Here is a 25,266-nt window from a genome sequence, read left to right on the forward strand (position 1 = left end):
CCTTACGGATTACTTCCGTGCAAATGCCTGCTTCAGGAGCAGATCCTGTTCGGCGGCGTGCCGCTTCATGGAACCGGCAGCTGTGGAGGCGGACGCCGGCCGGGACACCAGGCGTACCCGGCGGTCCAGGGCCTCCGGCAGGTTCAGGCCGATAAACGGCCACGGACCCTGGTTGGCGGGCTCGTCCTGGGCCCACACGACCTCGGCGTTGGGGTACTTGGCAAGTTCCGCGGCGATCTCGGCGTGCGGCAGCGGGTAGAGCTGCTCCACGCGGACGATCGCGGTGGTCTTGTCGCCGGTCTTCTGGCGGGTGGACAGGAGATCGTAGTACAGGCGGCCGGAGACCAGGAGGACGCGTTCGACGGCGGTGGCGGGCAGCTGCTCATGCTCACCGATGACCGGGCGGAAGGCGCCGGTGGTGAAGTCCTCCACCGAGGAAGCTGCAGCCTTCAGGCGCAGCAGCTGCTTGGGCGTGAAGATGATCAGTGGCTTGCGCGGGCGGCTGTACGCCTGGCGGCGCAGCAGGTGGAAGTGCGACGCAGCCGTGGTGGGGTTCGCCACGACCATGTTGTCCTCGGCGCACAGCTGGAGGAAGCGCTCGATCCTCGCCGAAGAGTGGTCCGGGCCCTGGCCTTCGTAGCCGTGCGGCAGCATCAGGACCAGCGAGGAGCGCTGGCCCCATTTCTGCTCGGCCGAGGAAATGAACTCGTCGATGATGGTCTGCGCACCGTTGACGAAGTCACCGAACTGGGCTTCCCAGAGGACCAGGGCGTCCGGCCGTTCCACCGAGTAACCGTATTCGAAGCCCATGGCCGCGTATTCGGACAACAGGGAGTCGTAGATCCACAGTTTGGCCTGGTCATCGGAGAGGTTGCCCAGGGGCAGCCATTCCTTGCCGTTGGCACGGTCGTGGAAGACGGCGTGGCGCTGGACGAACGTGCCCCGGCGCGAATCCTGGCCGGCGAGGCGGACGGGGACGCCTTCCATAATCAGGGAGCCGAAGGCCGCGATCTCGCCGAAGCCCCAGTCGATGCCGCCTTCGCGGGACATCTGCTCGCGCTTCTCCAGCAACTGCTTGAGCTTGGCGTGGACGGTAAAGCCCTCGGGAACTTCGACGTGGGCCTTGCCAATCCGGGCCAGGGTCTCGGCGCTGATGGCGGTGGAGACCGGCGCATTGACGTTGGAGTCGGACTGCTGGGCCATGGGGCGCTCGATGTCGGACACAGCCGCGGAGTCTGCGGTCACGATCGGGATCGGTGAGGTCTGCGCGGCGTGGGTCTCGGCGAAGACCCGTTCCAGCCGTTCCTGGTAGTCGCGGAGCAACTGCTCGGCTTCTTCCTCGGTGATGTCCCCGCGGCCGATCAGCGACTCGGTGTACAGCTTGCGGACGGAGCGCTTGGCTTCGATCAGGTTGTACATCAGCGGCTGGGTCATCGAGGGGTCATCGCCCTCGTTGTGGCCGCGGCGGCGGTAGCACACCATGTCGATGACAACATCCTTGTGGAAGCGCTGCCGGAATTCGTAGGCGAGCTGGCCGATGCGGACCACTGCCTCGGGGTCGTCGCCGTTCACGTGGAAGACCGGTGCCTGGATCATCTTGGCGACGTCGGTGGAGTACGTGGACGAACGCGAGGATGACGGAGCCGTAGTGAAGCCCACCTGGTTGTTGACCACCACGTGGATGGTGCCACCGGTGCGGTAGCCCCGCAACTGGGACAGGTTGAGCGTTTCGGCCACGACACCCTGGCCGGCGAAGGCGGCGTCGCCGTGGACCATGATGGGCAGCACGGGGAACGATTCGCCCTGGTCCAGGCGGTCCTGCTTGGCGCGGACGATGCCCTCAAGGACGGAGTCGACGGCTTCCAGGTGCGAGGGGTTCGCGGCGAGGTAGACCTTTGTCTCCTTGCCGTTGTCCGACGTGAAAGTGCCTTCGGTGCCCAGGTGGTACTTGACATCGCCCGAACCCTGGACGGAGCGCGGATCCTGGGTGCCTTCAAATTCGCGGAACACCTGGGCGTAGGTCTTGCCGGCGATGTTCGTCAGGACGTTGAGGCGGCCACGGTGGGCCATGCCGATGGCAACTTCGTCCAGGCCGTCGTCGGCTGCGTCCGACATGATGGCGTCCAGCAGCGGGATCAGCGATTCGCCGCCCTCGAGGGAGAAGCGCTTCTGGCCGACGAACTTGGTCTGGAGGAACGTCTCGAAGGCCTCTGCGGCGTTCAGCTTGGAAACGATCCGGATCTGTTCTTCACGGCTGGGCTTGGAGTAGGGGTGTTCGAGCTGGTCCTGGAACCATTTGCGCTCGGCCGGCTCCTGGATGTGCATGTACTCGATGCCGGTGGTGCGGCAGTAGGCGTCGCGCAGGACGCCGAGGATGTCGCGGAACTTCAGCATCGACTTGCCGCCGAAGCCGCCGGTGGGCCATTCGCGGTCCAGGTCCCACAGGGTCAACCCGTAGGTGAGGACGTCGAGGTCGGGGTGCTTGCGCTGGACGTATTCGAGCGGATCGGTGTCCGCCATCAGGTGTCCGCGGACGCGGTACGAGTGGATCAGCTGCTGGATCCGGGCCACCTTGTTGATCTCGTCGGCGGGGTCCACCTGGAGATCGGGGCTCCAGCGGACGGGCTCGTACGGGATCCGCAGGGCTTCGAAGATTTCGTCGTAGAAGTTCTGCGCCCCGAGCAGGAGCTGGTGGACCAGCTTGAGGAACTCGCCGCTGCCGGCGCCCTGGATCACGCGGTGATCGTAGGTGGAGGTCAGGGTGAGGACCTTGCTGATGGCGTTCTGCGCGATGATCTTTTCGCTGGCGCCCTGGAACTCGGCCGGGTAGTCGAGGGCGCCGACGCCGATGATGGCGGCCTGGCCCTTGGAAAGGCGGGGTACGGAGTGGACGGTACCGATGCCGCCCGGGTTGGTGAGGGAGACCGTGGTGCCCTGGTGGTCCTCTGCCGTCAGCTTGCCGTTGCGGGCGCGCTTGATGAGGTCCTCGTAGGTGTGCCAGAACTCGGCGAAGTTGAGGGTTTCGGCCTTCTTGATGTTCGGGACCATCAGCAGGCGGGTGCCATCCGGCTTGGGCATGTCGATGGCGATGCCGAAGTTGACGTGCGCGGGCTGGACGGCGACGGGCTTGCCGTCCACTTCGTCGTAGTACACGTTCATGGACGGGAACTGGGAGAGAGCGCGGATGACGGCGTAGCCGATCAGGTGCGTGAAGGAAACCTTGCCGCCACGGGCGCGGGCAAGGTTGGAGTTGATGACTACGCGGTTGTCAATCAGCAGCTTGGCCGGGATGGCGCGCACGCTGGTTGCGGTGGGCACTTCCAGGCTGGTTACCATGTTGGTGGCGATGGCCTTGGCGGGACCGCGAAGGATCGAGACGACGTCCTCTTCGGGAGCCGTGGGGGCCTTGACGTTCTTGGGCAGCTGGGCAGGGATGGGCTGGGCGCCGGTGCCTGCGCCGGTCTTGGTGCCGCCGTCGCGGGCCTCGGTGGCAGGAGCCTTCTTGACCGGTGCCGGGGCTGCCGCGGGCGCGGCAGCAACAGGTGCTGCAGGGGGAGCGGCGGGGGCTGCTGCCGGCGACGGTGCCGGCGCGGCGGGAGCCGCCTTCACGACCGGGAGTTCCCGGGTGGCGGGGTGTGCTGCGTGTGCGGTATTTCCGTTGGAAGAAGAACCGTTGCCCGAGTCGAAGGATTCAAACAGCGGCCACCACTTGGCATCCACAGCGTTCTTGTCCTGCTGGTACTGCTCGTACAGTTCGTCAACGAGCCACTCGTTTCCGCCAAATTCCTCTGGTAGACGGTGGCTTGGCTGCTCTGGCACTTGAAATACGCCTCTTCCATGAGTTTGATTTCTCTCCGGCCCCCCGGTGCTTCAGCACTGCGATCGAACCAGTCTCTGCGTCCTCTGAACCCAGACCTCTGCAAGTCTAGTGAGCATCGTGTGTTAACTGCCAATAAGGGTGACCCAAATCATGACGTGACAATCTGCGGCCTAAACGAGGGGTCCGCCAATGGCGCAGGAGAGCCCGCCGAAACACCGGGGAGGACTGCTTGCAGCCGCGATTCGGGGCCCGGGGACTGCTTGGCGCCACGTCGTTGACCGGGGCCGCTCCTGTAGACTGAAATTCTTATGGACAGTAAATCTAGGTGCCGGCCTGGGCGCTGTCAGCGGAGCTCGAAGAGAAGCCCCGCGCAGTCCGCCCCCAGAGCCGGCAAACCCCGACAACGCGCCCATCACCAGAAGACGGCCCAGCTTGCCGCAACCCGCACGGACCAGGCGTCGGTTTCGGCCGATCATCCTCCGCCGGGACGACATATCTTCCACACTCTACGGTTGACTGCTTTTCCCGCGCATTGGGCGGGATGCTGAATGGAGTGGCTCCTCCTCGCAGCAGGTTTGCTGCTGATCGCCGGCACAGGCTTTTTCGTGGCCGTCGAGTTCTCCCTTATCGCGCTGGACCAGCCCACCGTCCAACGCGCCATTGACGACGGCGACGCCGGCGCGGTACCGCTGCTCACCTGCCTGAAGTCACTGTCCACCCAGCTCTCAAGCTGCCAGCTGGGCATCACCTTGACGACCCTCCTTACCGGTTACGTCATGGAACCCTCTGTAGGCCATATCCTCAAGGGCCCGCTGGCCGCCGTCGGACTGCCCCCCGTGGTGGTTGAATCGGCCTCGCTCGTCCTGGCCATGGTCTTGGCCACCCTGCTCTCCATGCTCCTGGGAGAGCTGGTGCCCAAGAACATGGCGATCGCCCTGGCGTTTCCGGTGGGCCGCGCACTGGCCGGCCCGCAGCTGGTCTTCACCACCATCTTCAAACCGGCCATCCTGGTCCTCAACGGATTCTCCAACCGGATCCTGCACGTGTTCGGGCTGGAAGCCAAAGAGGAGATTTCCGGCGCGCGGACGCCGGCAGAGCTTGCCTCGCTGGTCCGCCGTTCCGCGGCCATGGGGACGCTCAACGCCGGAACCGCCAACTTCATTGCCCGCACCCTGGACTTTTCCAGCCGGACGGCTGCGGATGTGATGACGCCGCGCATCCGGGTGGAGACGATCGACGCCGACCAGCCGGTGTCCGACGTCGTGGATGCCGCGCGCCGGACCGGGTACTCCCGGTTCCCTGTCATCGGTGATTCGGCCGATGACATCCGCGGGCTGGTACACGTCAAGAAAGCCGTCGCGGTCCCGTGGGAACGCCGGCAGAACCTCGAAGCGGGCGCGATCATGACCGATGTCCTGCGGGTGCCTGAGACCATCCACCTCGATGCCCTGCTGGCCGAGTTGCGGGAGGGGAACCTCCAGCTGGCAGTCGTGCTGGACGAATACGGCGGAACCGCCGGCATCGCCACACTGGAGGACCTCGTGGAGGAGATTGTCGGGGAAGTGGCGGACGAGCATGACAAGGTCCGCCCCGGGCTCCTGCAAAGCGCCTCCGGCGACTGGTACTTCCCAGGCCTCCTCCGTCCGGACGAGCTGTCCGAACAGATTCCAGGGCTGAGCGTTCCGGACGAAGCGGCCTACGAGACGGTGGGCGGCTATGTGATGAGCAAGCTGGGCAGGATCGCGGCGGTGGGGGACACCGTTCCCGTAGGCGGCGGAACACTCAGCGTGACCAGGATGGACGGCCGCAGGATCGACCGCATCTGCTTCCGGCCCGCGAAGGAGCCCGGAACGCCGGACGCCAGTGACAGGAGCAAGCCATGAACGACTGGGCCGGAATCCTGTGGCTGGGCCTGCTCCTGCTGGGCAACGCCTTCTTCGTGGCTGCGGAGTTCGCCATCATGTCCGCCCGCCGCAGCCAGATAGAACCGCTGGCCGATGCCGGGTCCAAGCGGGCCCAGACCACCCTGCGGGCAATGGAGAATGTCTCGCTGATGCTGGCGTGCGCGCAGCTGGGCATCACTGTTTGCTCACTGCTGATCCTGCTGGTGGCCGAACCCGCCATCCACCACCTGCTGGCTGTTCCCCTCGAGACGGTTGGCCTGTCGGCTGAGGCGGCGGGCGTTGCGGCCTTCGCGGTGGCGCTGCTGCTGGTGACTTTCCTGCATGTCACGTTCGGTGAGATGGTGCCGAAGAACATCTCCGTCTCCGTGGCGGACAAAGCCGCGCTGATCCTGGCGCCACCGCTGCTCTTCGTTGCGCGGCTGGTGCACCCGGTGATTTCAGCACTGAACTGGTCCGCCAACCACATCCTCAAGCTCATGAGGATCGAGCCCAAGGACGAGGTAACGTCCTCATTCACGCTTGAGGAAGTCCAATCGATCGTCCAGGAGTCCACCCGCCACGGCCTGGTGGACGACGACGCCGGGCTCATCAACGGTGCGCTCGAGTTTTCCGAGCACACCGCCGAGGACATCATGGTGCCGCTGGAGCACCTGGTCATGCTCGGTGTAACCACCACCCCCGTGGAGTTCGAGAAGGCGGTCAGCCGGACGGGGTTCTCCCGGTTCCCCATGCTGGATGACGAGGACATGCTGTACGGCTACCTCCACGTGAAGGACGTGTTGTCCATCCCGGAATCCGGCTATGAGCTGCCGATTCCCGAAGGCCGTGTCCGGTCGCTGGCCAACCTTGCCCTGGGCGATGAGATTGAAACTGCCATGTCCGTCATGCAGCGCACGGGGTCCCACCTTGCCAGGGTGATCGGCCCGGACGGCAGGACGCGGGGTGTCCTGTTCCTTGAGGATGTGATCGAACAGCTCGTTGGTGAAATCCGGGACGCCACGCAGGCCACCGGGATCCGCCGGCTGGGCCAGCCCAACGGCAGCCAAAAGGCTAAATAGGAATCATTCGCATTTAGGTATAGGCTGTCATTTTAGATTTCCCCTCCTGTGAACTGAGGTTTCTCCCGTGCGCCGTAAAGCCGCTGCCAGCTCCTTCGTTGCCGCCCTAGCAGGGCTTGGCCTCCTGCTCAGTGCATGCAGCACGCAGCCCTCGCAGGCGCCGGACCCAGCGGCGGGCATCAACGTCGTAGCGTCAACGAACGTCTACGGGGACATCGCCAGGACGATCGGCGGCGACAAGGTGAAAGTCACCGCCATCATCAGCAACACGGCGCAGGATCCGCACTCCTATGAGGCAACCGCGCAGGACCGGCTCGCCGTCTCAAAAGCCCAGCTGGTCATCGAGAACGGCGGCGGCTATGACGACTTCCTCCACACCCTGGTGGAGGGGAGCAAGCTGGACAGCTCCGCTGTCCTCACCGCCGTCGACGTCTCCGGCCTGGCCCACCCGGAAGACGCCACGGCCCAGGCCACGGCGTCCGCTCCTGCCGCCACCGACGGGCATGATCACGGCGACTTCAACGAACATGTCTGGTACAGCCTGCCTGCCATGGAGCGGATGGCAGACAGCATCGCCGGAAAACTCGGCACGCTTGACCCAGCCTCCGCCGCCACCTTCACCTCCAACGCGGACTCGTTCAAATCGGCGTTGTCCGCCTTGCACAGCCGGCTGGACTCCGTGAAAGCCGCCGCGGCAGGCGGCGAAGTGGCCGTCACGGAGCCGGTTCCGCTCTACCTGCTGGAGGACGCGGGCTTGGAGAACGCCACGCCGGAGCAATACACTGCTGCGATCGAAGAGGGAAGCGATGTACCGCCTGCCGTCCTGAAGGAAGCGACTGACCTGGTGGCGTCCAAGAGCGTGCGCCTGCTGGCTTACAACGCCCAGACCGAAGGGCCGCAGACCGAGGCGCTGAAGAAGGCAGCCGAGGCCGCCGGGGTTCCGGTGGTGGATTTCAACGAGACCCTGCCCGAAGGCAAGACCTACCTCCAGTGGATGACGGACAACGTGAACAACATCAGCAAAGTCGTGGAGGCCAACCGGTGAATTCCGTTGTCAGCCTCAAGGGCGCCGGGCTTGCGTTCGGCCAGCGGACGCTCTGGTCCGACCTTGACCTGGAGATCCGGCCGGGTGAGTTCTTCGCCGTGCTGGGTCCGAACGGCAGCGGCAAGACCAGCTTCCTGAAAGTCCTGCTCGGCCTGCAAAAGCTGCACGCCGGGCACGCCACGCTGGGCGGCCGCCCCGTGGAACGCGGCAGCAGCCTGATCGGCTACATCCCGCAGCAGAAGTCCTTTCCGGTGGATACACCCATGCGCGCCCGCGACCTGGTGGGCCTGGGCGTGGACGGCCACCGCTGGGGTGTCCGGCTCTCCGCGGGGAAGACCAACCGGCGCGTGGACCAGCTCCTTGAACTGGTGGGAGCCTCCGACTACGCCAAGGTGCCGGTGGGCCAGCTCTCCGGTGGCGAGCAGCAGCGGCTCCGGGTGGCGCAGGCACTCGCGACGGATCCCCAGGTGCTGCTGTGCGACGAGCCGCTGCTTTCCCTTGACCTGCATCATCAGCAGGCGGTCAGCGCGCTGATCAACAAACAAAGCCACGAGAAGAACAGCGCCGTCGTCTTCGTCACCCATGAGATCAACCCGATCATCGACTACGTTGACCGGGTGCTGTACCTGGCCGGCGGACGCTTTCGCGTGGGGACGCCGGAGGAAGTCATGACCACGGAGGTGCTCTCGGACCTGTACGGCAGCCAGGTGGAGGTGATCCACGCCAACGGCAGGATCGTCGTCGTCGGCCTGCCGGACGCCACCACCCACCACCACCATGCTGACGCGGGCGCCCTGGCCGGGGAGGTGGCGTGATGGACGCCAACAGCATCCTGGGGGCCATCTTCAACTTCGACAACTACGGCGAGCTGCTTGTCCTGGTCCAGAATTCGATCTGGGCCGGCGCAGTCCTTGGACTCCTCGGCGGCCTGGTGGGCACCTTCGTCATGAAGCGCGATCTTGCCTTTGCAGTCCATGGCATTTCCGAACTCTCCTTCGCCGGTGCGGCCTTTGCCCTGCTCATCGGCGCGGACGTGGTCTTCGGCTCGCTGATCGGATCCGTGGCGGCAGCCCTGCTGCTGGGCCTGATGGGGGTCCGCGCCCGGGACAAGAACTCCATCATCGGGGTGATCATGCCGTTTGGGCTGGGGCTGGGAATCCTGTTCCTGTCCCTGTACCAAGGCCGTGCAGCGAACAAGTTCGGGCTGCTCACCGGCCAAATCGTCTCGGTGGACACCGTCCAGCTCCAGGCGCTGGCCGGAGCCGCGCTGGTGGTCATGCTCACACTGGTGGCCATCTGGCGGCCCCTGAACTTCGCCAGCATCGACCCGGAGCTCGCCGAGGCGCGGGGAGTTCCCGTGCGGACCCTGGCCATCGTGTTCATGATCCTGCTGGGAGTCAGCGTGGCACTGTCCATCCAGGTGGTGGGGGCCCTCCTGGTCCTCGCGCTGCTGATCACCCCTGCAGCCGCTGCACTGCGGGTCACGTCATCGCCGGTGTTGGTGGTGGTCCTGAGCGTCGTCTTCGCCGTGACCGCCACGGTGGGCGGAATCCTGCTGGCCCTGGGCGGCCGGATCCCGATCAGCCCCTACGTCACTACGTTGTCATTCCTGATCTACGTCGTGTGCCGCGTCATCGGATCCGTGCTGGCCGCCCGTGGAATCAACGGCAGGGTCCTTACAGCTGCCCGGCGGCCTTAAGGACGGTGCAGTCCGGGCACAGCCCGAAAATTTCCACCGTGTGGTCAACCGCCGTGAAGCCGTGTTCGGCCGCAGTCCGCGCTGCCCAGGTCTCGACCGCGGGCGCTTCCACCTCCACGGCCTTGCCGCAGTTCCTGCAGAGCAGGTGATGGTGGTGCCCGGTCACGTTGCAGCGCCGGTACACTGCCTCGCCGTCGCCGTTGCGCAGTACATCGACCAGGCCCTCGTCCGCGAGGGACTGGAGGATCCGGTAGGCCGTTGCGAGGGATACGGAGACGCCCTGGCTGTGCAGGATCCGGTAGAGCTCCTGAGTGCTGACAAAGTCATCAAGGTCATCCAGGGCCGCGCTGACGGCCTTGCGCTGCTTGGTGACCCGCTGTTCCTTGCCGCCTCCTGCCGGGGACGGGGCGGCGGAATCAGCCTTGACGCCGATCGGCATGGACAAACTCGCTTCCGTGGGGGGCAAACACCAAGATTACCAGCCGGCGCCGCGTGGACACGGTTCCGGAACGCGCCCTAGGCTGGCGCCATGAAGCTGACCAAGTACACCCACTCCTGCGTCCGGCTCGAGAAGGAATCCGGCGTCCTGGTCCTGGATCCCGGCGCCTTCTCAGAATCAGCCGAGGCCCTTGCCGGGGCCCACGCCGTCCTGGTGACCCATGAGCACCAGGACCACCTGGACGCCAAAGCCGTGGTGGATGCCCTCACTGGCAACAAGGACCTGGCACTGTACGCGCCCGGGTCCGTGGCCACCCGGTTGCGCGGGGAAGCCGCCGGCGCCGCCGACCGGATCCACACCGTTGAACCCGGGTCCTCGTTCCAGGCGGCCGGCTTCGAGATCCGCAGCTTCGGCGGACAGCACGCCCTGATCCACCCCCAGATCCCCATGGTGGCGAACATTGGATACCTGGTGGACCACAACGTCTACCACCCCGGAGATTCCTTCATCATCCCGGACGGCATCAACGTGAAGACACTGCTGGTCCCGCTGCACGCACCGTGGAGCAAGTCAGCTGAGGTGGTGGATTTCGTCATCGGAGTCCGGGCGCCGCACGCGTTCCAGATCCACGACGGCCTGCTTAATGAGATCGGGATGGGCATCGTCGAAGGCCACGTGAAGCGGATCGGCGCGAAGTACGGCACCGAGTACCGGCATCTGGCTGCCCGCGAGTCCGTGGAGGTTTAGTCCGCGGTCCACTCGCCCGTGTCGAGGAACCTCGAGATCACAGCCTCGTACGGCGCCGGATCCAACCCCTGCGACGCAAGCCAGTCCGGGTTGTAGTAATTGCCCGCATAGCGCTCGCCGCCGTCGCACATCAACGAAACAACACTGCCCTGCCGGCCGTCGGACAGCATCCGGGCGACTGTTTGCCAGACGCCCCAAAGGTTGGTGCCGGTGGACGGGCCGGCATGCAGGCCGGCGTAGGAGTCCAGGTGGCGCATGGCGGCCACGGAAGCAGCATCGGGCACCTGGACCATCCGGTCGATGACCGAGGGGACGAAGCTTGGCTCCATCCGGGCCCGGCCGATGCCTTCAATCCGTGACGGCAGGCCGGTGGGCTGTCCTGCGGTTTCCCCCAGCCAGCCGGGGTAGAACGCCGAGTTTTCCGGGTCCACCACCAGCAGCCGGGTGGGATGGCTGTGGTAGCGCAGGTAGCGGCCGATCGTGGCGCTGGTTCCGCCGGTACCCGCTCCCACCACGATCCAGTCCGGCACGGGATGCCGCTCCAAGCCCAGCTGGCCGAAGATCGACTCGGCGATGTTGTTGTTGCCGCGCCAGTCGGTGGCCCGCTCCGCATACGTGAACTGGTCCATGTAGTGCCCGTTGCAGGTGGCAGCCACGTCTTCGGCCACGGCGTAGACATCCGACGCGTTCTCCACCAGCAGGCAGGCGCCGCCGAACCGTTCGATCAGCGCGATCTTTTCCTGGCTGGTGGTGCGCGCCATCACCGCCACGAAGGGCAGCCCCAGCAGCCGGGCGAAATATGCCTCCGATACCGCCGTACTGCCGCTGGAGGCCTCCACGATGGTGGTGTCCTCCCGGATCCAGCCGTTGACCAGTCCGAACAGGAACAGGGACCGCGCCAGCCGGTGCTTAAGGCTGCCGGAACGGTGGGTCGACTCGTCCTTGAGATAGAGCTGGATGCCCCATTGCTCCGGCAATGGCACTGCGTAGAGGTGGGTGTCTGCCGATCGGTTGTTTTCCGCCCTGATGGTGCGAATGGCGTTGTCCGCCCATTCCCGGTCCGCCCCGCTGCGGCGGCTGCCTTCCGCGTTTCCGCTGCCCTCGATCTTCACCGGACCAGCCTACCCGTGCCCGCAGCCGCGGCGCCCCTAGAGTGGATTCCGTTGGCATGACCCGCATGCCCACCTTGACCCCGCGGCCCGGATCCGCAGAAGGAGTGCAATGAACCCGCTGATGGATGTTTCAGGCCTTGAGTCGCGGCTTGCCGCCGGCCAGCGCACGGTCCTGCTGGATGTCCGTTGGGTGCTCGGGGACCCCGCGCGGGCACGAGCATTACCTGCGGGAGCATCTGCCGGGAGCTGTGTTCGTTGACCTGGCCACCGAGCTTGCGGACCCTGCCATCCGGGACCGCGGACGGCATCCGCTGCCTGACGCCGGGCAATTCCAGGAAGCCGCCCGCCGGTGGGGGATCCGGAACGGTGACGTCGTGGTCGCCTACGACGACAGCGCCAACATGGCGGCCGCCAGGCTGTGGTGGATGCTGCGCAACGCCGGGTTCGCGGGGGCATACCTGCTCGACGGCGGCCTGGCCGCCTGGCGAAAGGCCGGCATGCCGCTTGAGTCCGGGCCCGTCCAGCCTGCGCGTGGTGATGTGGACCTGGGCGGCGGCGGGATGACGGTGCTCGACGCCGGTGCTGCCGCCACCTGGTCCGGGCACGGCGTGTTGCTTGATGCGCGGGCGGGGGAGAGGTACCGGGGAGAGGTTGAACCCGTCGATCCGCGTGCCGGACACATTCCGGGAGCGGTCAGTGCACCCACGGCGGACAACGTGGACGACGCCGGGCACTTCCTGCCGCCGGCAGAACTGCGCCGGAGGTTCGAGTCCCTCGGCGCCAAGGACGACGTGCCCGTTGCGGTCTACTGCGGGTCCGGGGTCACAGCGGCCCACCAGGTGGCTGCGCTGGAACTGGCCGGCTTCACGGCCGCGCTCTACCCCGGGTCCTTCTCGGAATGGTCCAACCGCCCCGAACTGCCGGTGGCAACCGGCCCGGAACCGGGAGGCGCCGACGCACCGGCTGGAAACTTCGCCGATGGCAAGGGTAGCGTCGAACCATGACACCTGGACGCCCTGTGCCGCCGCCCCTCGCCCAATCCATTGCCCCCGCCGCCGACGCGACGCCGGCGGCGGCCGGCGGCCGGCTGGCCGCGGCCTACGGCGCAACCTCCGGCGACAGCGGGCTGGTGCCGCTGACCGTGGCCCGGCGCGCTCCCAAGCCGGACGACGTCGAGATCGCCATTGAATATTGTGGGCTCTTGCCACTCTGATGTGCACGCCACCCGCGGCGAATGGGGCTCGCAGGCCTACCCCCTGGTTCCCGGGCACGAGATCGTGGGAACGGTCAGCCGGGTTGGTACAAATGTCACCGACTTCGCCGTCGGCGACCGCGTGGGCGTGGGCTGCATGGTGGACTCCTGCCGCGAATGCGCGAGCTGCCTGGACGGCCTTGAGCAATACTGCGAAAACGGGATGACCGGCACTTATGGGGCCAAGGACCGGAGGAACGGCGACGCCATCACCCAGGGCGGATACTCCTCGTCCATCGTGGTGGACCGGCGGTATGTCCTCCGGGTCCCCGGGTCCCTGGACCCGGCCGCCGTCGCGCCCCTGCTGTGCGCCGGGGTCACCACGTACTCTCCGCTGCGGCACTTCGATGTGGAGGAAGGTGACGTCGTCGGTGTGGTGGGCCTCGGCGGACTGGGCCACATGGCCGTTAAGCTCGCCAAGGCCATGGGCGCCACCGTGGTGGTCTTCACGACGTCCGAGGCGAAAACTGCCGCCGCGCTGGAGCTGGGAGCGGACCGGGTTGTGCTTTCGTGGGACGAGGCGGCCATGGCCGGAGCGGACCGGAGCATCGACCTCATCATCGATACTGTCGCTGCCCCGCACGACCTGAACCCCTACTTCCGGACCCTGCGGGTCGACGGGGCGCTGTTCCAGCTCGGATTGCCGTCCGAGGCCATGCCGCCGGTCAACCCGGGTGCCCTGATCCGGCGCCGGATCGCCTACGCGGGATCACTGATCGGCGGCATCGCCGAAACCCAGGAAATGCTGGATTTCTGCGCCGATCACGGCGTGGTGGCCGACATTGAAGTGGTCGGGGCCGGGGAACTGAATGAAGCCTACGACCGCATGGTTGCGGGAGACGTAAAATACCGGTTCGTGCTGGACGCCGGCACGCTGCAGGCAGCCGCCGAGGAGGCAGACGCATGAGTACACTTTTCACCAGGATCCTGAAGGGCGAGATCCCCGGCCGGTTCGTGTGGCGCGAGGACGATGTGTCCGCGTTCCTCACCACCGGTCCGCTCGCCGATGGCCACACGCTGGTGGTTCCCACCGAGGAAGTGGACCGCTGGACCGACGCATCGCCGGAAACACTGGCCCGGGTCATGGACGTCGCGCGGCGCATCGGGGCCGTGCAAGTGGAGACGTTCGGGGCCCGGCGGGCCGGCCTGATCGTGGCCGGTTACGAGGTCAACCACTTGCACGTCCACGTCTGGCCGTCCCAAAGCATGTCCGACTTCGACTTCGGCTCAGCAGACCAGAACCCGGACCCCGCGGTACTGGACGCCAACGCGGAAAAGCTCCGTGAAGGCCTCCGCGCGGCGGGCTACGGGGAGTTCGTGCCCGGGAGTTAGCTTCAGCCCCGGCGGGGAGTCATCGCCACCATGCCGGCGTAGGTGAAGCCGCCGCCAAACCCGAACAACAGCGCCGGCACATCCGCCGGGATCCGCCCGGCATGCCACCACTTGCTCAAGCCGAGCGGCACACTGGCGGCGGACGTGTTCCCGGACTCGGTGACGTCGGTGATCACGATCCGGTCCGTCAGGCCCAAAGCCTCCGCGAGCGGTTCAATGATGCGCAGGTTGGCCTGGTGGGCGGCGAGGACCTGGATGTCGTCCATCGCCAGGCCGGCACGGGCCACCACCTCGCGGGCGCGCTCCGGCGCCCTGGTCAGCGCCCACCGGAGGACCTCCCGGCCGTTCTGCGAAAACCTGCCCGACGGCGGGGAGATCCGGACGGCGTCCGCCATGCCGGCCTCCGAACCCCAGACCACCGGGCCAATCCGCGGATTGGCGGACGGACGTACGACGGCGGCTCCGGCACCGTCGGCGGTGAGCACCGCCGTCGCGCGGTCCGTCCAGTCCGTGACGGCCGAAAGGGTTTCCGCCCCGACCACGATCGCGTGCGTGGCGCTTCCCGTCCGGATGGCCTGGTCAGCCACGCCCAGCGCGTACTCGAAGCCGGAGCAGGCCGTATTGATGTCCATGATCCCCGGGCCGCGGCCGTCCCGGCCCAGGCCCAGTGCCTCGGCGATGCGCCCTGCGGTGTTGGGGGACCGCTCCGCCGCAGTCGTCGTGGCGACCACCACAAGATCGATGTCCGCCGCGGCGATCCCGGAATCAGCGAGGGCCATGCGCGCCGCCGGAACCGCGAGGTCCACCACGGTTTCGCCTTCGGCCGCAATATGCCTCGTGACGATGCCCGTGCGCTGGCGGATCCACTCGTCGCTCGTGTCCATCATGCCTTCGAGTTCATGGTTGTCCATGACGTGCGCGGGCTGGGCGTGGCCCAGGCCGGCGAGCTCAGTTCCGGCAGGACCCTGGGCAAGCGTAATCTTCATTCGGTTCCTCTTCTCTGGGCGGCGCCGCTAGGCCGGTGCCAGGGCCTTGTTGAGCACGGCGCGAATGCGTTTCTCGGACACCGAGTATGCGGTGCCGAGCTCGACGGCGAACAGGCTCACCCGGAGCTCCTCGAGCATCCAGCGCACCTGGGTTAACTCCCGGCCGGCGCGGCGGCCGGGCAGCAGCGCTGAGACGGCGTCGTCGTAGTCGTCTTCCAGTCGCTGGACCACGGCCATGTGGACGGCATCGCGCTGGACGTTCCCGGGCAGCCGTTCCAGCCGCTTTTCGATGGCGGCCAGGTACCGCGGCAGCTGGCTGAGCTGTGCGTAGCCCGTGCGTGCTACAAACCCCGGGTACACCAGTTGTTCCAGCTGGCTTTTAATATCGTTCAACGCGCTGATCAGGGCCAGGCTGGTGGTGCCCTTGAGCTGCTTTTCAATCCTTCGGGTGCTGGCCAGGATGCGTTCGACGACTGCGGTGACGGTGAACACGGTGTCGATCAGTTCGGCGCGCACCACTTCATAGAGGGCGTCGAAGGCCGTGCGGTCCCAGGGCAGGTCCACGGGCGTGAGCTTGTCGATTGCCGCCAGCGCACAGTCAGCGATCAGGGCGGAGACCGAACCGTGCGGGTTCTGGCTGAAGGTCAGCTTCTCCGTGTTGCTCAGGTGCTCCAGGACATAGCGGTCCGGGGCGGGGACACGCAGGGCCAGCAACCTGATGACGCCGCCGCGCATCGCCTCGAGCTGTTCCTCCGGGGTTTGGAAGACCCGCAGTGACACGGACTTTCCCTGGTCCACCAGCGCCGGGTACCCGGTGACGGTGTGTCCTTTGACCATGCTGCTGACTTGGCGCTCGATGGTGCCGAAGCTCCACTCCGTCAGGCCGTCCTGCTCCACGAACCCTGCCGTGGCCCGCTGTCCCGCCACTCCGGAGGCCTGCTGCGGTGCCGCGGAGCCGTCGTCGGACGCTTTACTGCCGCGGCGATGCGCCTGGCTCCTGGCACCGGGCACGGTGGACGCAGGGGTGGCGCCGAGGGATTCGGCGATGGCGCGCCGCGTTGCGGGGGCGAGTTCCTCCTGCAAGCCGGCAAGGTCCTTGCCCTCGCCCAGGAGCTTCCCCGTGCTGTCCACCACCTTGAAACTGACGCGCAAGTGCGCGGGCACGGCATCCCAGTTCCAGGAGCCGGGCGGGATGATCGCGCCGCGGAGGCGCCGCAGTGCCAGCTCCAGCGACGGCTCCAGCTCATCCGTTGCGGGGTCGAAGTCCGACTCGAGCAGGGCCACCGCCTGCCGGGCAACGTCCGGGGCGGGGACGAAATTCTTCCGGACCTGCTTGGGCAGCGACTTGATCAGGGCAGTCACCAGCTCCACCCGCTGGCCCGGGATCAGCCAGCGGAACGGGGCGTCGTCGAGCTGGTTCAGGAACAGGACGGGCACCTCGGCGGTGACGCCGTCGGATGGGTCGGGCGACGCGCCGGGAGCCACGGGATGGAACTCGTAGGTCAGGGGGAGGTCGAAGCCCTTGTGCAGCCAGGTCTTCGGATAGGCGGATTCGTCCAGGTCCTCGGCGTCATCACTGAGCAGCAGCGACTTGTCGTAGTCCAGGAGGTCCGGGTTCTCCCGCCGCGCGTCCTTCCACCATTTGTCGAAGTGCCGCTCGGACACCACGTCGGGGCCAATCCTGACGTCGTAGAAATCGAACAGCGTCTCATCGTCCACCATCAGGTCCCGGCGCCGCATGCGCGCTTCGAGTTCCTCGACCTCGTGCAGCAACGCCCGGTTCCGGTGGAAGAACTTGTGGTGGGTGCGCCAGTCGCCTTCAACCAGCGCATGCCGGATGAACAGTTCCCTTGCCACCACCGGGTCCACGCGGCCGTAGTTGATCCGGCGCTGGGCGATGATGGGCACACCGTAGAGGGTGACCTTTTCATAGGCCATGACGGCGCCCTGCTTGGTGGACCAGTGCGGTTCGCTGTAGCTGCGCTTCACCAGGTCCGGCGCCACCTGTTCGGCCCATACCGGATCGAATTTGGCGGCCACCCGTGCCCACAGCCTGCTGGTCTCCACCAGCTCTGCCGCCATCACGAACGTGGGGGACTTCTTGAACAGTGCAGAGCCGGGGAAGATGGCGAACCGGCTGCCGCGGGCACCGGCGTATTCCCGCTTGCGTTCGTCCAGGATTCCGATGTGGCTCAGGAGCCCGGAGAGCAGGCTGATGTGGATTCCATCGTGGTTGCCCACCGGATCCGTGAGGCGCTTGTTGTCCAGGCTGATGCCCAGCGGCCTGGCCAGCTGGCGAAGCTGGGCGAAGAGATCCTGCCACTCCCTGACCCGAAGGTAGTTGATGAACTCGGCACGGCAAAGGCGGCGGAACGCCGACGACGACAGTTCCTGCTGCTTCTCCTGCAGGTAATTCCAGAGGTTCAGGAAGCCGGTGAAATCGGAGTTTTCGTCGCGGAAACGGTTGTGCTTTTCCGCAGCCAGCTGCTGCTTGTCCGTGGGCCGCTCCCGCGGATCCTGGATGGTGAGGGCGGCGGCCAGGACCATGACTTCCCGGACACAGCCGCGTTTCCCTGCTTCCACGATCATCCGGCCCAGCCGGGGGTCCACCGGCAGCTGGGCGAGTTTTTGCCCGACGGCGGTCAGGCCGCTGCCCCTCGTCCCGCCCGTGGCGCCGGCCTCCGGGCTGCCGGCTGCGTGCTGGGGCCGGGGCGGGGCCAGGGCGCCCAGTTCGCGGAGCAGGGTGACGCCGTCGTTGATGGCCCGCGTTTCCGGGGGTTCGACGAAGGGGAAGTCCTCGACATCCTTGGGGCTCTTGGCCACGCCCATGGCGGTCATTTGCAGGATGACGGCGGCAAGGTTGGTCCGCAGGATTTCCGGATCCGTGAACTTTGGCCGGGACTCGAAGTCTTCCTCGGAGTAGAGGCGGATGGCGATGCCGTCGGACACGCGTCCACACCGGCCGGAGCGCTGGTTGGCTGACGCTTGCGAGACCCGCTCGATGGGAAGGCGCTGGACCTTGGTGCGGTGCGAATACCGGGAAATACGTGCAGTGCCCGTATCCACGACATATTTGATGCCCGGAACCGTCAGCGATGTTTCGGCCACATTGGTGGCCAGGATGATCCGGCGCTTGCTGCCCGGGTGGAACACTTTGTGCTGCTCCTGCAGGCTGAGGCGGGCGAACAGGGGGAGGATCTCGGCGTTGGCCAGCCTGCGGTTGGCCTGGAGGCGTGGCTGCAGCGCCTCGGCCGCGTCACGGATTTCGCGCTCGCCGGAAAAGAACACCAGGATGTCGCCGGGGGCCTCCGCCGCCAGTTCGTCGACGGCGTCGCACACGGCGTCCAGGGGATCGCGGTCTTCCTCGAGTTCGTCGTCCGAGACGTCGTCCTCATCCGATTTCGGCTGTGACAGCGGCCGGTACCGCACTTCGACGGGGTACGTGCGGCCCGAAACCTCAATGATGGGAGCCGGTTTGTCCGAACTGCCGAAGTGGTTGGCGAACCGTTCGGGGTCAATGGTGGCCGAGGTGATGATGACCTTCAGGTCCGGCCGCTGGGGGAGGATCCGCTTGAGGTAGCCCAGGATGAAGTCGATGTTCAGGCTTCGTTCGTGGGCCTCATCGATGATGATGGTGCTGTATTTGCGCAGCAGCTTGTCGCGCTGGATCTCGGCAAGCAGGATGCCGTCGGTCATCAGTTTGACCTTGGTTTCCTTGCTGACCTCGCCGGTGAACCTGACCTGGAAGCCGATCTCCTGGCCTATCTCCACGCCCACTTCTTCCGCGATGCGCTCGGCCACGGTGCGGGCGGCCAGCCGGCGGGGCTGGGTGTGCCCGATCAGGCCCTTCTCGCCCAAGCCCAGTTCCAAGCACATCTTGGGGATCTGGGTGGTCTTGCCGGAGCCGGTCTCGCCGGCGATGATAGTCACCTGGTTGGCGGCGATCGCGGCCATCAGGTCCTCGCGGCGCTCGGAAACCGGGAGCTCGGCGGGATAGGAAATATGAAAAGTCATGGCTGCAGACAGTCTACTGCGGCCCGGCGGAGCTCCCGGCAGGGGCCGGCCCGAGGCCTGCCGTCAGGCCGGACCTTCCGGCCCCTCTGCGGCACCTGCACCACCAGTGGATTTCTCCGCGGCGGCCCGCGCAGTGTCCACCAGTATCCGCCATGGACCGGTGAGGGCCTGTTCCGGAAGTGCCGCCCTGCGCTGGCCGGCGGTGATGGAGTAGATGAAGCGGTCGGGCTGCGGTGCCTCGAAGGCGGCGGCCGCTGCCCGCTTCGTGCTGGGAACCGCATCCCACGGGCAGGCCTCGAGGATGGGCTGCCACTGGCTGAGGTCGCTGTCCGTCCGGGCGTCAACGGTCCACACCCTGGTGATGGCCGCGATCCCGCCGGTGCGCTCCACCTTGATCTTCATTGCAGGCCCCTGGGCTTTTCGGACATTTCGGCGGCCGGAGGCCGGCACGCCGGAACAGTGGTTAAACCTTGACCCCCACAGTTTCCCACGCACCGCGTACGGCGTCATGCTCCTTGGTTCCGGAACCGGACAGGTCCGCAGCAGCGCGCACCGTGGCACGGGCAAAGACGGTGAACGTGGCTGTGGCCGGCAACGACCCGTTGGTCAGTGCCTCGTACCAGATCCGGCCGGGCGCGTCCCAGGCATTACCGCCGAGTGCGCTGGCCACCAGGTAGAAGGCGCGGTTGGGGATGCCGGAGTTGATGTGGACGCCACCGTTGTCCGCGCTGGTCCGGACGTAGGAGTCCATCGAGTCCGGTTGCGGGTCCTTGCCGAGCACGTCGTCGTCGTACGCTGTTCCGGGCGCCTTCATGGAGCGGAGGGCCGCTCCTTGCACCTGGGGCGTAAAGAGGCCTTCACCGATCAACCAGCTTGCCTGGGCGGCGGACTGTTTCCTGATGAACTGTTCAACGAGCGCGCCGAAGACGTCGGACATCGATTCGTTCAGGGCACCGGCCTGGTTCCGGTAAGCGAGCCCGGCAGAGTATTGGGTCACGCCGTGGGCAAGCTCATGCCCGATGACACTGACGGACTTGGTGAAGCGTTCGAAGACCTTTCCGTCGCCATCACCGAACACCATCTGGCTGCCGTTCCAAAAGGCATTGTCGTACAGCTTGCCGAAGTGCACCGTGGCATCAAGCTTCATGCCGCGTCCGTCCACTGAGTCCCGCCCGAATGCTTCGGCATACAGCCGGTGCGTATGCCCCAGCCCGTCATAGGCCTCATCGGTGGCGGGGTCGCCGGTGGGTGCTGCACCTTCCGTGCGGACCAGGGTGCCTGGGAGCGTTTCGGCGCCTCCGGCGTCGTAAATGGTGCGGTTCACCGGTTCCGGCGTTGCCTGGCGCAAGCCCTCCGGGACGGCGGGCACGCCCTGTGCACGTGCAGCCTGGAACGATTCGACATGTCCCAGGGCTTTCCTGGCGGCGCTCGCCGCGGAAGAATATTCCGGTGCAGCCTGCCGGGCCAGCCGCCGCAACAGGTATGGCGGAACGATGGAACAGAACGGAACATGCATGGCGTACCCCCTCAGTTAGGTCTTTTCAGCCTACGAGCGGGCACTGACAATCGGCGGCAGCACTGCACCCGGAGTTGTTCGGCCGTGCCGGCGGCCAGGAGCGGGCCGGTTGGGTACGGTAGGCGCATGGCGCAAACCGAAAAGCGATCCAAGCCCGGTTCCACGCTGCTGACGGTCATGATCGCGTTCGCGGCCAATATCGTTGTGGCGGCGGCGAAATCGGTGGCGGCCGTGCTGTCCGGGTCGGCCTCGATGGCCGCGGAGGCAGCGCATTCCTGGGCGGATACCGGAAACCAGGTGTTCCTGTTCTTCGCGGAGCGGCGGTCCGCCCGGCCCCGCGACAAGGGCCACCCCATGGGCTACGGGCGGGAAGCCTACGTATGGTCGATGTTCGCGGCTTTTGGGCTTTTCACCGCCGGCGCGGTGGTTTCCATCATGCGCGGCGTCCAGGAGATCATTCAGCCCGAGCCCGCGGCCGACTTCATGGTGGCCTACGTGGTCCTGGCCGTCGCATTCGTTTTTGAAGGGATTTCCTTCATCCAGGCCTTCCGCGAAACCCGGAAGGCGGCCCATGAGTTGGAACGGCACACGCTGGAGCAGGTCCTCATCAGCTCCGACCCCACCCTGCGGGCCGTCTTCGCGGAGGATGCGGCTGCGCTGATCGGCCTCGTCGTGGCGTTTGTTGGGGTGTTCCTGCACCAAGTCACCGGGTCGCCGTTGCCCGATGCCATCGGTTCGATCGTCGTGGGGGTGCTGCTCGCCGTCGTCGCCGTCCTCCTGATCGACCGCAACAGGCGCTTCCTCGTGGGCCAGGGCGTCACCCCGGACATCGAACGGTCCATGGCCCGGCGGATGCTGGAGCACCAGGACATCGCCAGGCTCACGTATCTGCACCTTGAATTTGTCGGGCCCCGGAAGCTGTACCTCGTTGCGGCCGTGGACCTGGAGGGCGACCACCCTGAGCACGAGGTGGCGGTGGCCCTGCGCCGGATCGAGCGCGAGCTCGAGGACCACGAGACGGTGGAGGAAGCCGTGCTGACCCTGGCGACCCCGGACGAGGCCGCCCTGCGTTTTTAGGCGACCAAAACCGAAAAACCCCCGCCGCTTCAGTGAAGCGGCGGGGGTTTCCTGTGGTGCCCTCGATAGGATTCGAACCTACGACCTTCTGCTCCGGAGGCAGACGCTCTATCCCCTGAGCTACGAGGGCAATTCGGATTTCCTGCCGTTCCCGGCGGGACGTCCTAGAGCTTAGCAGGAAGGTGGCCCGCAAGGGAAAACCGTCGTCGGCAGCATGCCGTCGGCACGCGGTGGGCCGCTCAGTAGCCGGAAAAGGAGTCGGTGTGGACGCGGCGCGCACCGGCCCTTCGGGCAGCGCGGCGCAGTTCCGCCACGCTGGCCGGGGAACCGGACACGTAGACTTCCCGGCCGGCGATATCCGGAACAAGGGTGGTGAGCAGGTCTCCATCCAGCCGTTGACCCGGGTTGTCGATGCCGGCACCTTCGGGACGGGAGGAAGCGGGAGCCAGTCCCGGCGGCGGCCCGGAACCGTCCGCGACCCGCACCAGCACCCGGATGCCTGAACTCCGGAGTTCGTCCGCGTACCGCCACCTCGCCGGCGCTCCGGGCCAGCAGCAGGAGCACGGCGTCCCGGTCCCGCAGGCCGCCGGAGGACAGGTGCGAAACGAAGGGCGTGATGCCGATGCCCGCCGCGATCAGCAGCACGGGCCGGCGGGGATCGCGGGGAAGGACGAAGTCGCCGCCCACGGATGTGGCCGTGACTTCATCGCCCGGGCGCAGGTCCAGCAACGCCTTCTTGGCACCGGAGAGCGGCCCGGCCGTCTGCACCCCGAACCGGAGGAGCCGGTCGCGCGGGGAGCCCGTCAGGCTGAACACCCGGCGCCGCCCTTTGCCGTCACGCTTCCCGTGCGGAAGATCCAGTTCCATGTACTGCCCGGGCACGAACCGGACCAGCCGGGACGGTTCGAACGAGAATTCGGTGGTGCTGGGCGTCAACGGCCGGGTGCCAACCAGCCGAAGCTTCACCGCGCCGCGCTGGCCGGCCATGAAGGCAAGGAGGTTGCCGGCCAACAGGGCCGCTTCCGGCGAATTGGCAAAGATCCCCAGGTTGTAGGGGACGGCAAACAGAATCCCCACCACGGCGGCCAGGGCAAGTTGCTGCCAACGGCGCGGAGGCAGGGTCAGGGGTTCGGTGAGCATGAATCCCACGAAGAACAGCACCGGCCGCTGGGCCAGGGCCTGGTAGACGCCCATGCCGGCTGTCATGCCCGCACGGAGCAGTTCAACGGTGATGATGGCCGTGGCCACCACGGTGAATACAGACGCCATCAGGATCTTGCGGGTCCGGTACAGGACCAACACCACGCCCGGAACCACCAGCCACAGCATGGCAGGAGTGGCGGCCCACCAGGTGGCGATGTTCAGTCCGGTGAGTCCGGTGACGAAAGCCCCCGCCGCGGCCGGATTGAAGATGTGCCGCCCCCGCCATGCCAAGGCATATTTCGACGCCGAGGCCAGGATGCACGCCAGCGCCACCCCCGCCAGATCCATCAGTTGCAGTGACGGCCAGAACAGGAAGTACAGCAGGAGCCCCGTGATCAGCGACGACTCCGAATGGGGATTCACCCGGAATACCGCGGCCAGCCCGCGGTTGGTGGCATAGGTCAGCGCCAGGCACAGTGCCAGGTGCGCCAGCATGTCCGGAATGCCGAACGTCAGCCAGCCCAGCACGTCAAGGAGCAGGCTGTAGGCGGCAAGGACGGCCAGGACCAGCAGGATCAGCCGGTACATGGTGAGTTTGCCCACGGCTGTGCCCACCCGGCCGGCCAGCGAGGGAAGCGGACCTGCTTGCGGCGTTTCCACGGGGTTCATGAGAACAGTGTCCCTTCGAAAGCGGCTGAATAGGCTGCGCTGCCGTCGGAAAAGACGGTCAGCCATGAAAACTCGAACTCCTCCTGGAGCGTGCCGCCGGGAACGAAGAAAAGCGCCGTCGCCAGGGCGTCGGCCAGCATCGCGGTGTCCGCCAGTGCCCAGGTGGCGACGGCGGTCCGCACCGGCTGCCCGGTTGTTCCGTCGAGAACGTGGTGCAGTCCGTCGCCCCAGGCGCGCCGGTTGGCCGCGGAGGCACAGAGGGCGCGCCCGGCCAGCTCCACGACGCCGATAGCCTGGGCCCGGTTGTAGGGGTGTTCGAGCGCCACGCTGATGGGGTCCGGGCCGCGGACCAGGAGATCGCCGCTGGCATCGATAATGAAGGAGCCGGCCCCGGCGGCCTCCAGTTCGGCAGCCAGCAGGTCCACCAGCAAACCCTTGCCTGCGGCGCCGATGTCCAGCACCACCGGCGCGCTGGCAGCCACGTCCGCCCCTGACCAGCTGAGGACCGACTCCCAGGCCGGCGCCGGGAGTGGCGGACCTGCGGGCGCTAGCGAGTAGGCAGGATCGTAGCCCAGGCGCTCCAGGCTGGCGCCGATCAGCGGCGTCATGGCACCACCGGTCAATCCATACAGTGTGGAATACAGCCGGCCGAGCGCTGCGGCTTCGTCGGGAAACCGGTAATGCCCCGGCTTGCGTGCCATCTCTGCGACCAGGGAGTCGGCCCTGAATCGGGACCACGCGGCGTCGAACCTTTCAACGCGGTCCAGGAGGCGCGCCCGCAGCGGCGCCGTCAAGGGCAGGGGAGTGGAAATCTCCCACTCGGTGCCGATCCCCTGGAACGGAAAGCCCTCCCAATCCGTGACGGGCACCGCCTACTGCGCCTCCGACTTGATCTTCCCCACGGCCTGGTTGAAACCTCCGCTGGTCAGTGATGAGCCGGCAACCTTGGAAACGTTGAGTTCGTCGAGGTTCCTGCCCACCACCTGCGCTGCGATGCCGCCGGCGAACTCGCCCTGGAACTTGCGGGTATTCGGATTGGAAGGGTGTTGGGTGATCTTCACATCGGTGACTTTTCCCGCCGCCACCGTCAGTTGCACGCCGACGGTCTCGGTGCCGTTGGGCGAGACATAGTTTCCATCCGCACTGTACGTGCCGTCCTTGTAGCCGCCGCTGCCGGCCAGGGCGGTGGAGCCGCCCGAGGGCGCGGCGGCCGTGCTGCCGGCTGCGCCGGTGTTGGCCGGCGGGGCTTCGGCCGCCGATGGTGCGCAGCCGGCGACGGTCCCGGCCAGTGACAAACCGGCAATTCCGGCATAGAGGGTCCGGCGGACGGCTCCGCTGCGTGCCGATGGGCCTGCGGGTACGGACGGGCTTTGGCGGGGGGAGGGTCTCATGAAGGCTCTCATCTCTCGGGTCATGCCGTGCGGGCAGTGGCTACGCTCTGGACAACGCCGGA

At 66.7% G+C, this 25,266-nt stretch carries 17 protein-coding genes, 1 tRNA gene and 3 pseudogenes; 10 read left to right on the forward strand and 11 right to left on the reverse strand.

Annotation, left to right across the window (positions count from 1 at the left end; translation table 11 throughout):
- Positions 1-9: 9 nt before the first annotated feature.
- The gene (locus tag QF050_RS11500) at positions 10-3,819 is read right to left on the reverse strand and encodes a multifunctional oxoglutarate decarboxylase/oxoglutarate dehydrogenase thiamine pyrophosphate-binding subunit/dihydrolipoyllysine-residue succinyltransferase subunit (RefSeq protein WP_308930546.1); all 3,810 of its coding nucleotides are present in this window, start codon (positions 3,817-3,819) and stop codon (positions 10-12) included.
- Between the two features lie 549 nt (positions 3,820-4,368).
- On the opposite strand from QF050_RS11500, the gene QF050_RS11505 reads away from it, so the two are divergent.
- From QF050_RS11505 to QF050_RS11525, 5 genes are all read left to right on the forward strand, one after another.
- Entirely contained in the window at positions 4,369-5,703 is a 1,335-nt protein-coding gene (locus tag QF050_RS11505; RefSeq protein WP_308930547.1) for a hemolysin family protein, read from the forward strand.
- Positions 5,700-6,782, forward strand: a complete 1,083-nt coding sequence (locus QF050_RS11510) for a hemolysin family protein (protein WP_308930548.1) — start codon at positions 5,700-5,702, stop codon at positions 6,780-6,782. Before QF050_RS11505 ends, QF050_RS11510 begins: the two co-directional genes overlap by 4 nt.
- A 67-nt stretch (positions 6,783-6,849) precedes the next feature.
- On the forward strand, positions 6,850-7,827 hold the full coding sequence (locus QF050_RS11515; protein ID WP_308930549.1) for a metal ABC transporter solute-binding protein, Zn/Mn family: 978 nt from the start codon (positions 6,850-6,852) through the stop codon (positions 7,825-7,827).
- Positions 7,824-8,642: a metal ABC transporter ATP-binding protein gene (locus QF050_RS11520; protein ID WP_308930550.1), complete on the forward strand. Its 819-nt coding sequence runs from the start codon at positions 7,824-7,826 to the stop codon at positions 8,640-8,642. The genes QF050_RS11515 and QF050_RS11520 overlap by 4 nt, the downstream gene beginning before the upstream one ends.
- Complete coding sequence (locus QF050_RS11525) at positions 8,642-9,526, forward strand: metal ABC transporter permease (protein WP_308930551.1); 885 nt, start codon at positions 8,642-8,644, stop codon at positions 9,524-9,526. The genes QF050_RS11520 and QF050_RS11525 overlap by 1 nt, the downstream gene beginning before the upstream one ends.
- On the opposite strand, the gene QF050_RS11530 is transcribed toward QF050_RS11525, so the two are convergent.
- Positions 9,504-9,965 carry a Fur family transcriptional regulator gene (locus QF050_RS11530; protein ID WP_308932154.1) on the reverse strand — a complete coding sequence of 154 codons (462 nt, stop codon included), beginning with the start codon at positions 9,963-9,965 and terminating at the stop codon, positions 9,504-9,506. The genes QF050_RS11525 and QF050_RS11530 overlap by 23 nt on opposite strands.
- A gap of 90 nt (positions 9,966-10,055) precedes the next feature.
- Between QF050_RS11530 and QF050_RS11535 the strand changes: the two genes are divergently transcribed.
- Complete coding sequence (locus tag QF050_RS11535) at positions 10,056-10,712, forward strand: MBL fold metallo-hydrolase (RefSeq protein WP_308930552.1); 657 nt, start codon at positions 10,056-10,058, stop codon at positions 10,710-10,712.
- Here QF050_RS11535 and QF050_RS11540 read toward each other — a convergent pair.
- Entirely contained in the window at positions 10,709-11,824 is a 1,116-nt protein-coding gene (locus QF050_RS11540; RefSeq protein ID WP_308930553.1) for a PLP-dependent cysteine synthase family protein, read from the reverse strand. The two genes, QF050_RS11535 and QF050_RS11540, sit on opposite strands and share 4 nt — an antisense overlap.
- Positions 11,825-11,933: 109 nt before the next feature.
- Here QF050_RS11540 and QF050_RS11545 point away from each other — a divergent pair.
- From QF050_RS11545 to QF050_RS11555, 3 genes and pseudogenes are all read left to right on the forward strand, one after another.
- A pseudogene (locus QF050_RS11545) lies at positions 11,934-12,828 on the forward strand (sulfurtransferase).
- Positions 12,825-13,983: pseudogene (locus tag QF050_RS11550) on the forward strand (NAD(P)-dependent alcohol dehydrogenase). Before QF050_RS11545 ends, QF050_RS11550 begins: the two co-directional pseudogenes overlap by 4 nt.
- The gene (locus QF050_RS11555; RefSeq protein WP_308930554.1) at positions 13,980-14,408 is read left to right on the forward strand and encodes an HIT family protein; all 429 of its coding nucleotides are present in this window, start codon (positions 13,980-13,982) and stop codon (positions 14,406-14,408) included. The pseudogene QF050_RS11550 and the gene QF050_RS11555 overlap by 4 nt, the downstream one beginning before the upstream one ends.
- A gap of 2 nt (positions 14,409-14,410) precedes the next feature.
- On the opposite strand, the gene QF050_RS11560 is transcribed toward QF050_RS11555, so the two are convergent.
- The 4 genes from QF050_RS11560 to QF050_RS11575 form a co-directional block, all read right to left on the reverse strand.
- On the reverse strand, positions 14,411-15,394 hold the full coding sequence (locus tag QF050_RS11560) for a beta-ketoacyl-ACP synthase III (RefSeq protein ID WP_308930555.1): 984 nt from the start codon (positions 15,392-15,394) through the stop codon (positions 14,411-14,413).
- A gap of 27 nt (positions 15,395-15,421) precedes the next feature.
- Positions 15,422-19,408, reverse strand: a complete 3,987-nt coding sequence (hrpA, locus tag QF050_RS11565) for an ATP-dependent RNA helicase HrpA (protein WP_308930556.1) — start codon at positions 19,406-19,408, stop codon at positions 15,422-15,424.
- 63 nt (positions 19,409-19,471) lie between these two features.
- Entirely contained in the window at positions 19,472-19,810 is a 339-nt protein-coding gene (locus QF050_RS11570; RefSeq protein ID WP_308930557.1) for a protealysin inhibitor emfourin, read from the reverse strand.
- Positions 19,811-19,871: 61 nt separating this feature from the next.
- On the reverse strand, positions 19,872-20,924 hold the full coding sequence (locus QF050_RS11575) for a M4 family metallopeptidase (protein ID WP_308930558.1): 1,053 nt from the start codon (positions 20,922-20,924) through the stop codon (positions 19,872-19,874).
- A gap of 126 nt (positions 20,925-21,050) precedes the next feature.
- Between QF050_RS11575 and QF050_RS11580 the strand changes: the two genes are divergently transcribed.
- Positions 21,051-22,001 carry a cation transporter gene (locus QF050_RS11580; RefSeq protein ID WP_308930559.1) on the forward strand — a complete coding sequence of 317 codons (951 nt, stop codon included), beginning with the start codon at positions 21,051-21,053 and terminating at the stop codon, positions 21,999-22,001.
- A gap of 54 nt (positions 22,002-22,055) precedes the next feature.
- Here the strand turns inward: QF050_RS11580 and QF050_RS11585 are convergent.
- From QF050_RS11585 to QF050_RS11600, 4 genes and pseudogenes are all read right to left on the reverse strand, one after another.
- Positions 22,056-22,131, reverse strand: a tRNA-Arg gene (locus QF050_RS11585).
- Positions 22,132-22,240: 109 nt separating this feature from the next.
- Positions 22,241-23,813, reverse strand: a pseudogene (locus tag QF050_RS11590) (ferredoxin--NADP reductase).
- Positions 23,810-24,682: an FAD:protein FMN transferase gene (locus tag QF050_RS11595; protein WP_308930560.1), complete on the reverse strand. Its 873-nt coding sequence runs from the start codon at positions 24,680-24,682 to the stop codon at positions 23,810-23,812. Before QF050_RS11595 ends, QF050_RS11590 begins: the two are co-directional and overlap by 4 nt.
- A gap of 3 nt (positions 24,683-24,685) precedes the next feature.
- A complete protein-coding gene (locus QF050_RS11600; protein ID WP_308930561.1) occupies positions 24,686-25,204 on the reverse strand; it encodes a hypothetical protein in 519 nt (172 codons plus the stop codon).
- Positions 25,205-25,266: the final 62 nt, after the last annotated feature.

It is taken from the genome of Arthrobacter sp. SLBN-112, assembly GCF_030944625.1.
Taxonomy (GTDB): domain Bacteria; phylum Actinomycetota; class Actinomycetes; order Actinomycetales; family Micrococcaceae; genus Arthrobacter.

Bases quoted from the DNA above. Each gene is read 5' to 3' on its own strand.
- QF050_RS11530 (WP_308932154.1), bottom strand. From the start codon at position 9,965: ATGCCGATCGGCGTCAAGGCTGATTCCGCCGCCCCGTCCCCGGCAGGA.
- QF050_RS11570 (WP_308930557.1), bottom strand. From the start codon at position 19,810: ATGAAGATCAAGGTGGAGCGCACCGGCGGGATCGCGGCCATCACCAGG.
- QF050_RS11505 (WP_308930547.1), top strand. From the start codon at position 4,369: ATGGAGTGGCTCCTCCTCGCAGCAGGTTTGCTGCTGATCGCCGGCACA.
- QF050_RS11510 (WP_308930548.1), top strand. From the start codon at position 5,700: ATGAACGACTGGGCCGGAATCCTGTGGCTGGGCCTGCTCCTGCTGGGC.
- QF050_RS11600 (WP_308930561.1), bottom strand. From the start codon at position 25,204: ATGAGACCCTCCCCCCGCCAAAGCCCGTCCGTACCCGCAGGCCCATCG.
- hrpA (WP_308930556.1), bottom strand. From the start codon at position 19,408: ATGACTTTTCATATTTCCTATCCCGCCGAGCTCCCGGTTTCCGAGCGC.
- QF050_RS11575 (WP_308930558.1), bottom strand. From the start codon at position 20,924: ATGCATGTTCCGTTCTGTTCCATCGTTCCGCCATACCTGTTGCGGCGG.
- QF050_RS11555 (WP_308930554.1), top strand. From the start codon at position 13,980: ATGAGTACACTTTTCACCAGGATCCTGAAGGGCGAGATCCCCGGCCGG.
- QF050_RS11525 (WP_308930551.1), top strand. From the start codon at position 8,642: ATGGACGCCAACAGCATCCTGGGGGCCATCTTCAACTTCGACAACTAC.
- QF050_RS11560 (WP_308930555.1), bottom strand. From the start codon at position 15,394: ATGAAGATTACGCTTGCCCAGGGTCCTGCCGGAACTGAGCTCGCCGGC.
- QF050_RS11535 (WP_308930552.1), top strand. From the start codon at position 10,056: ATGAAGCTGACCAAGTACACCCACTCCTGCGTCCGGCTCGAGAAGGAA.
- QF050_RS11580 (WP_308930559.1), top strand. From the start codon at position 21,051: ATGGCGCAAACCGAAAAGCGATCCAAGCCCGGTTCCACGCTGCTGACG.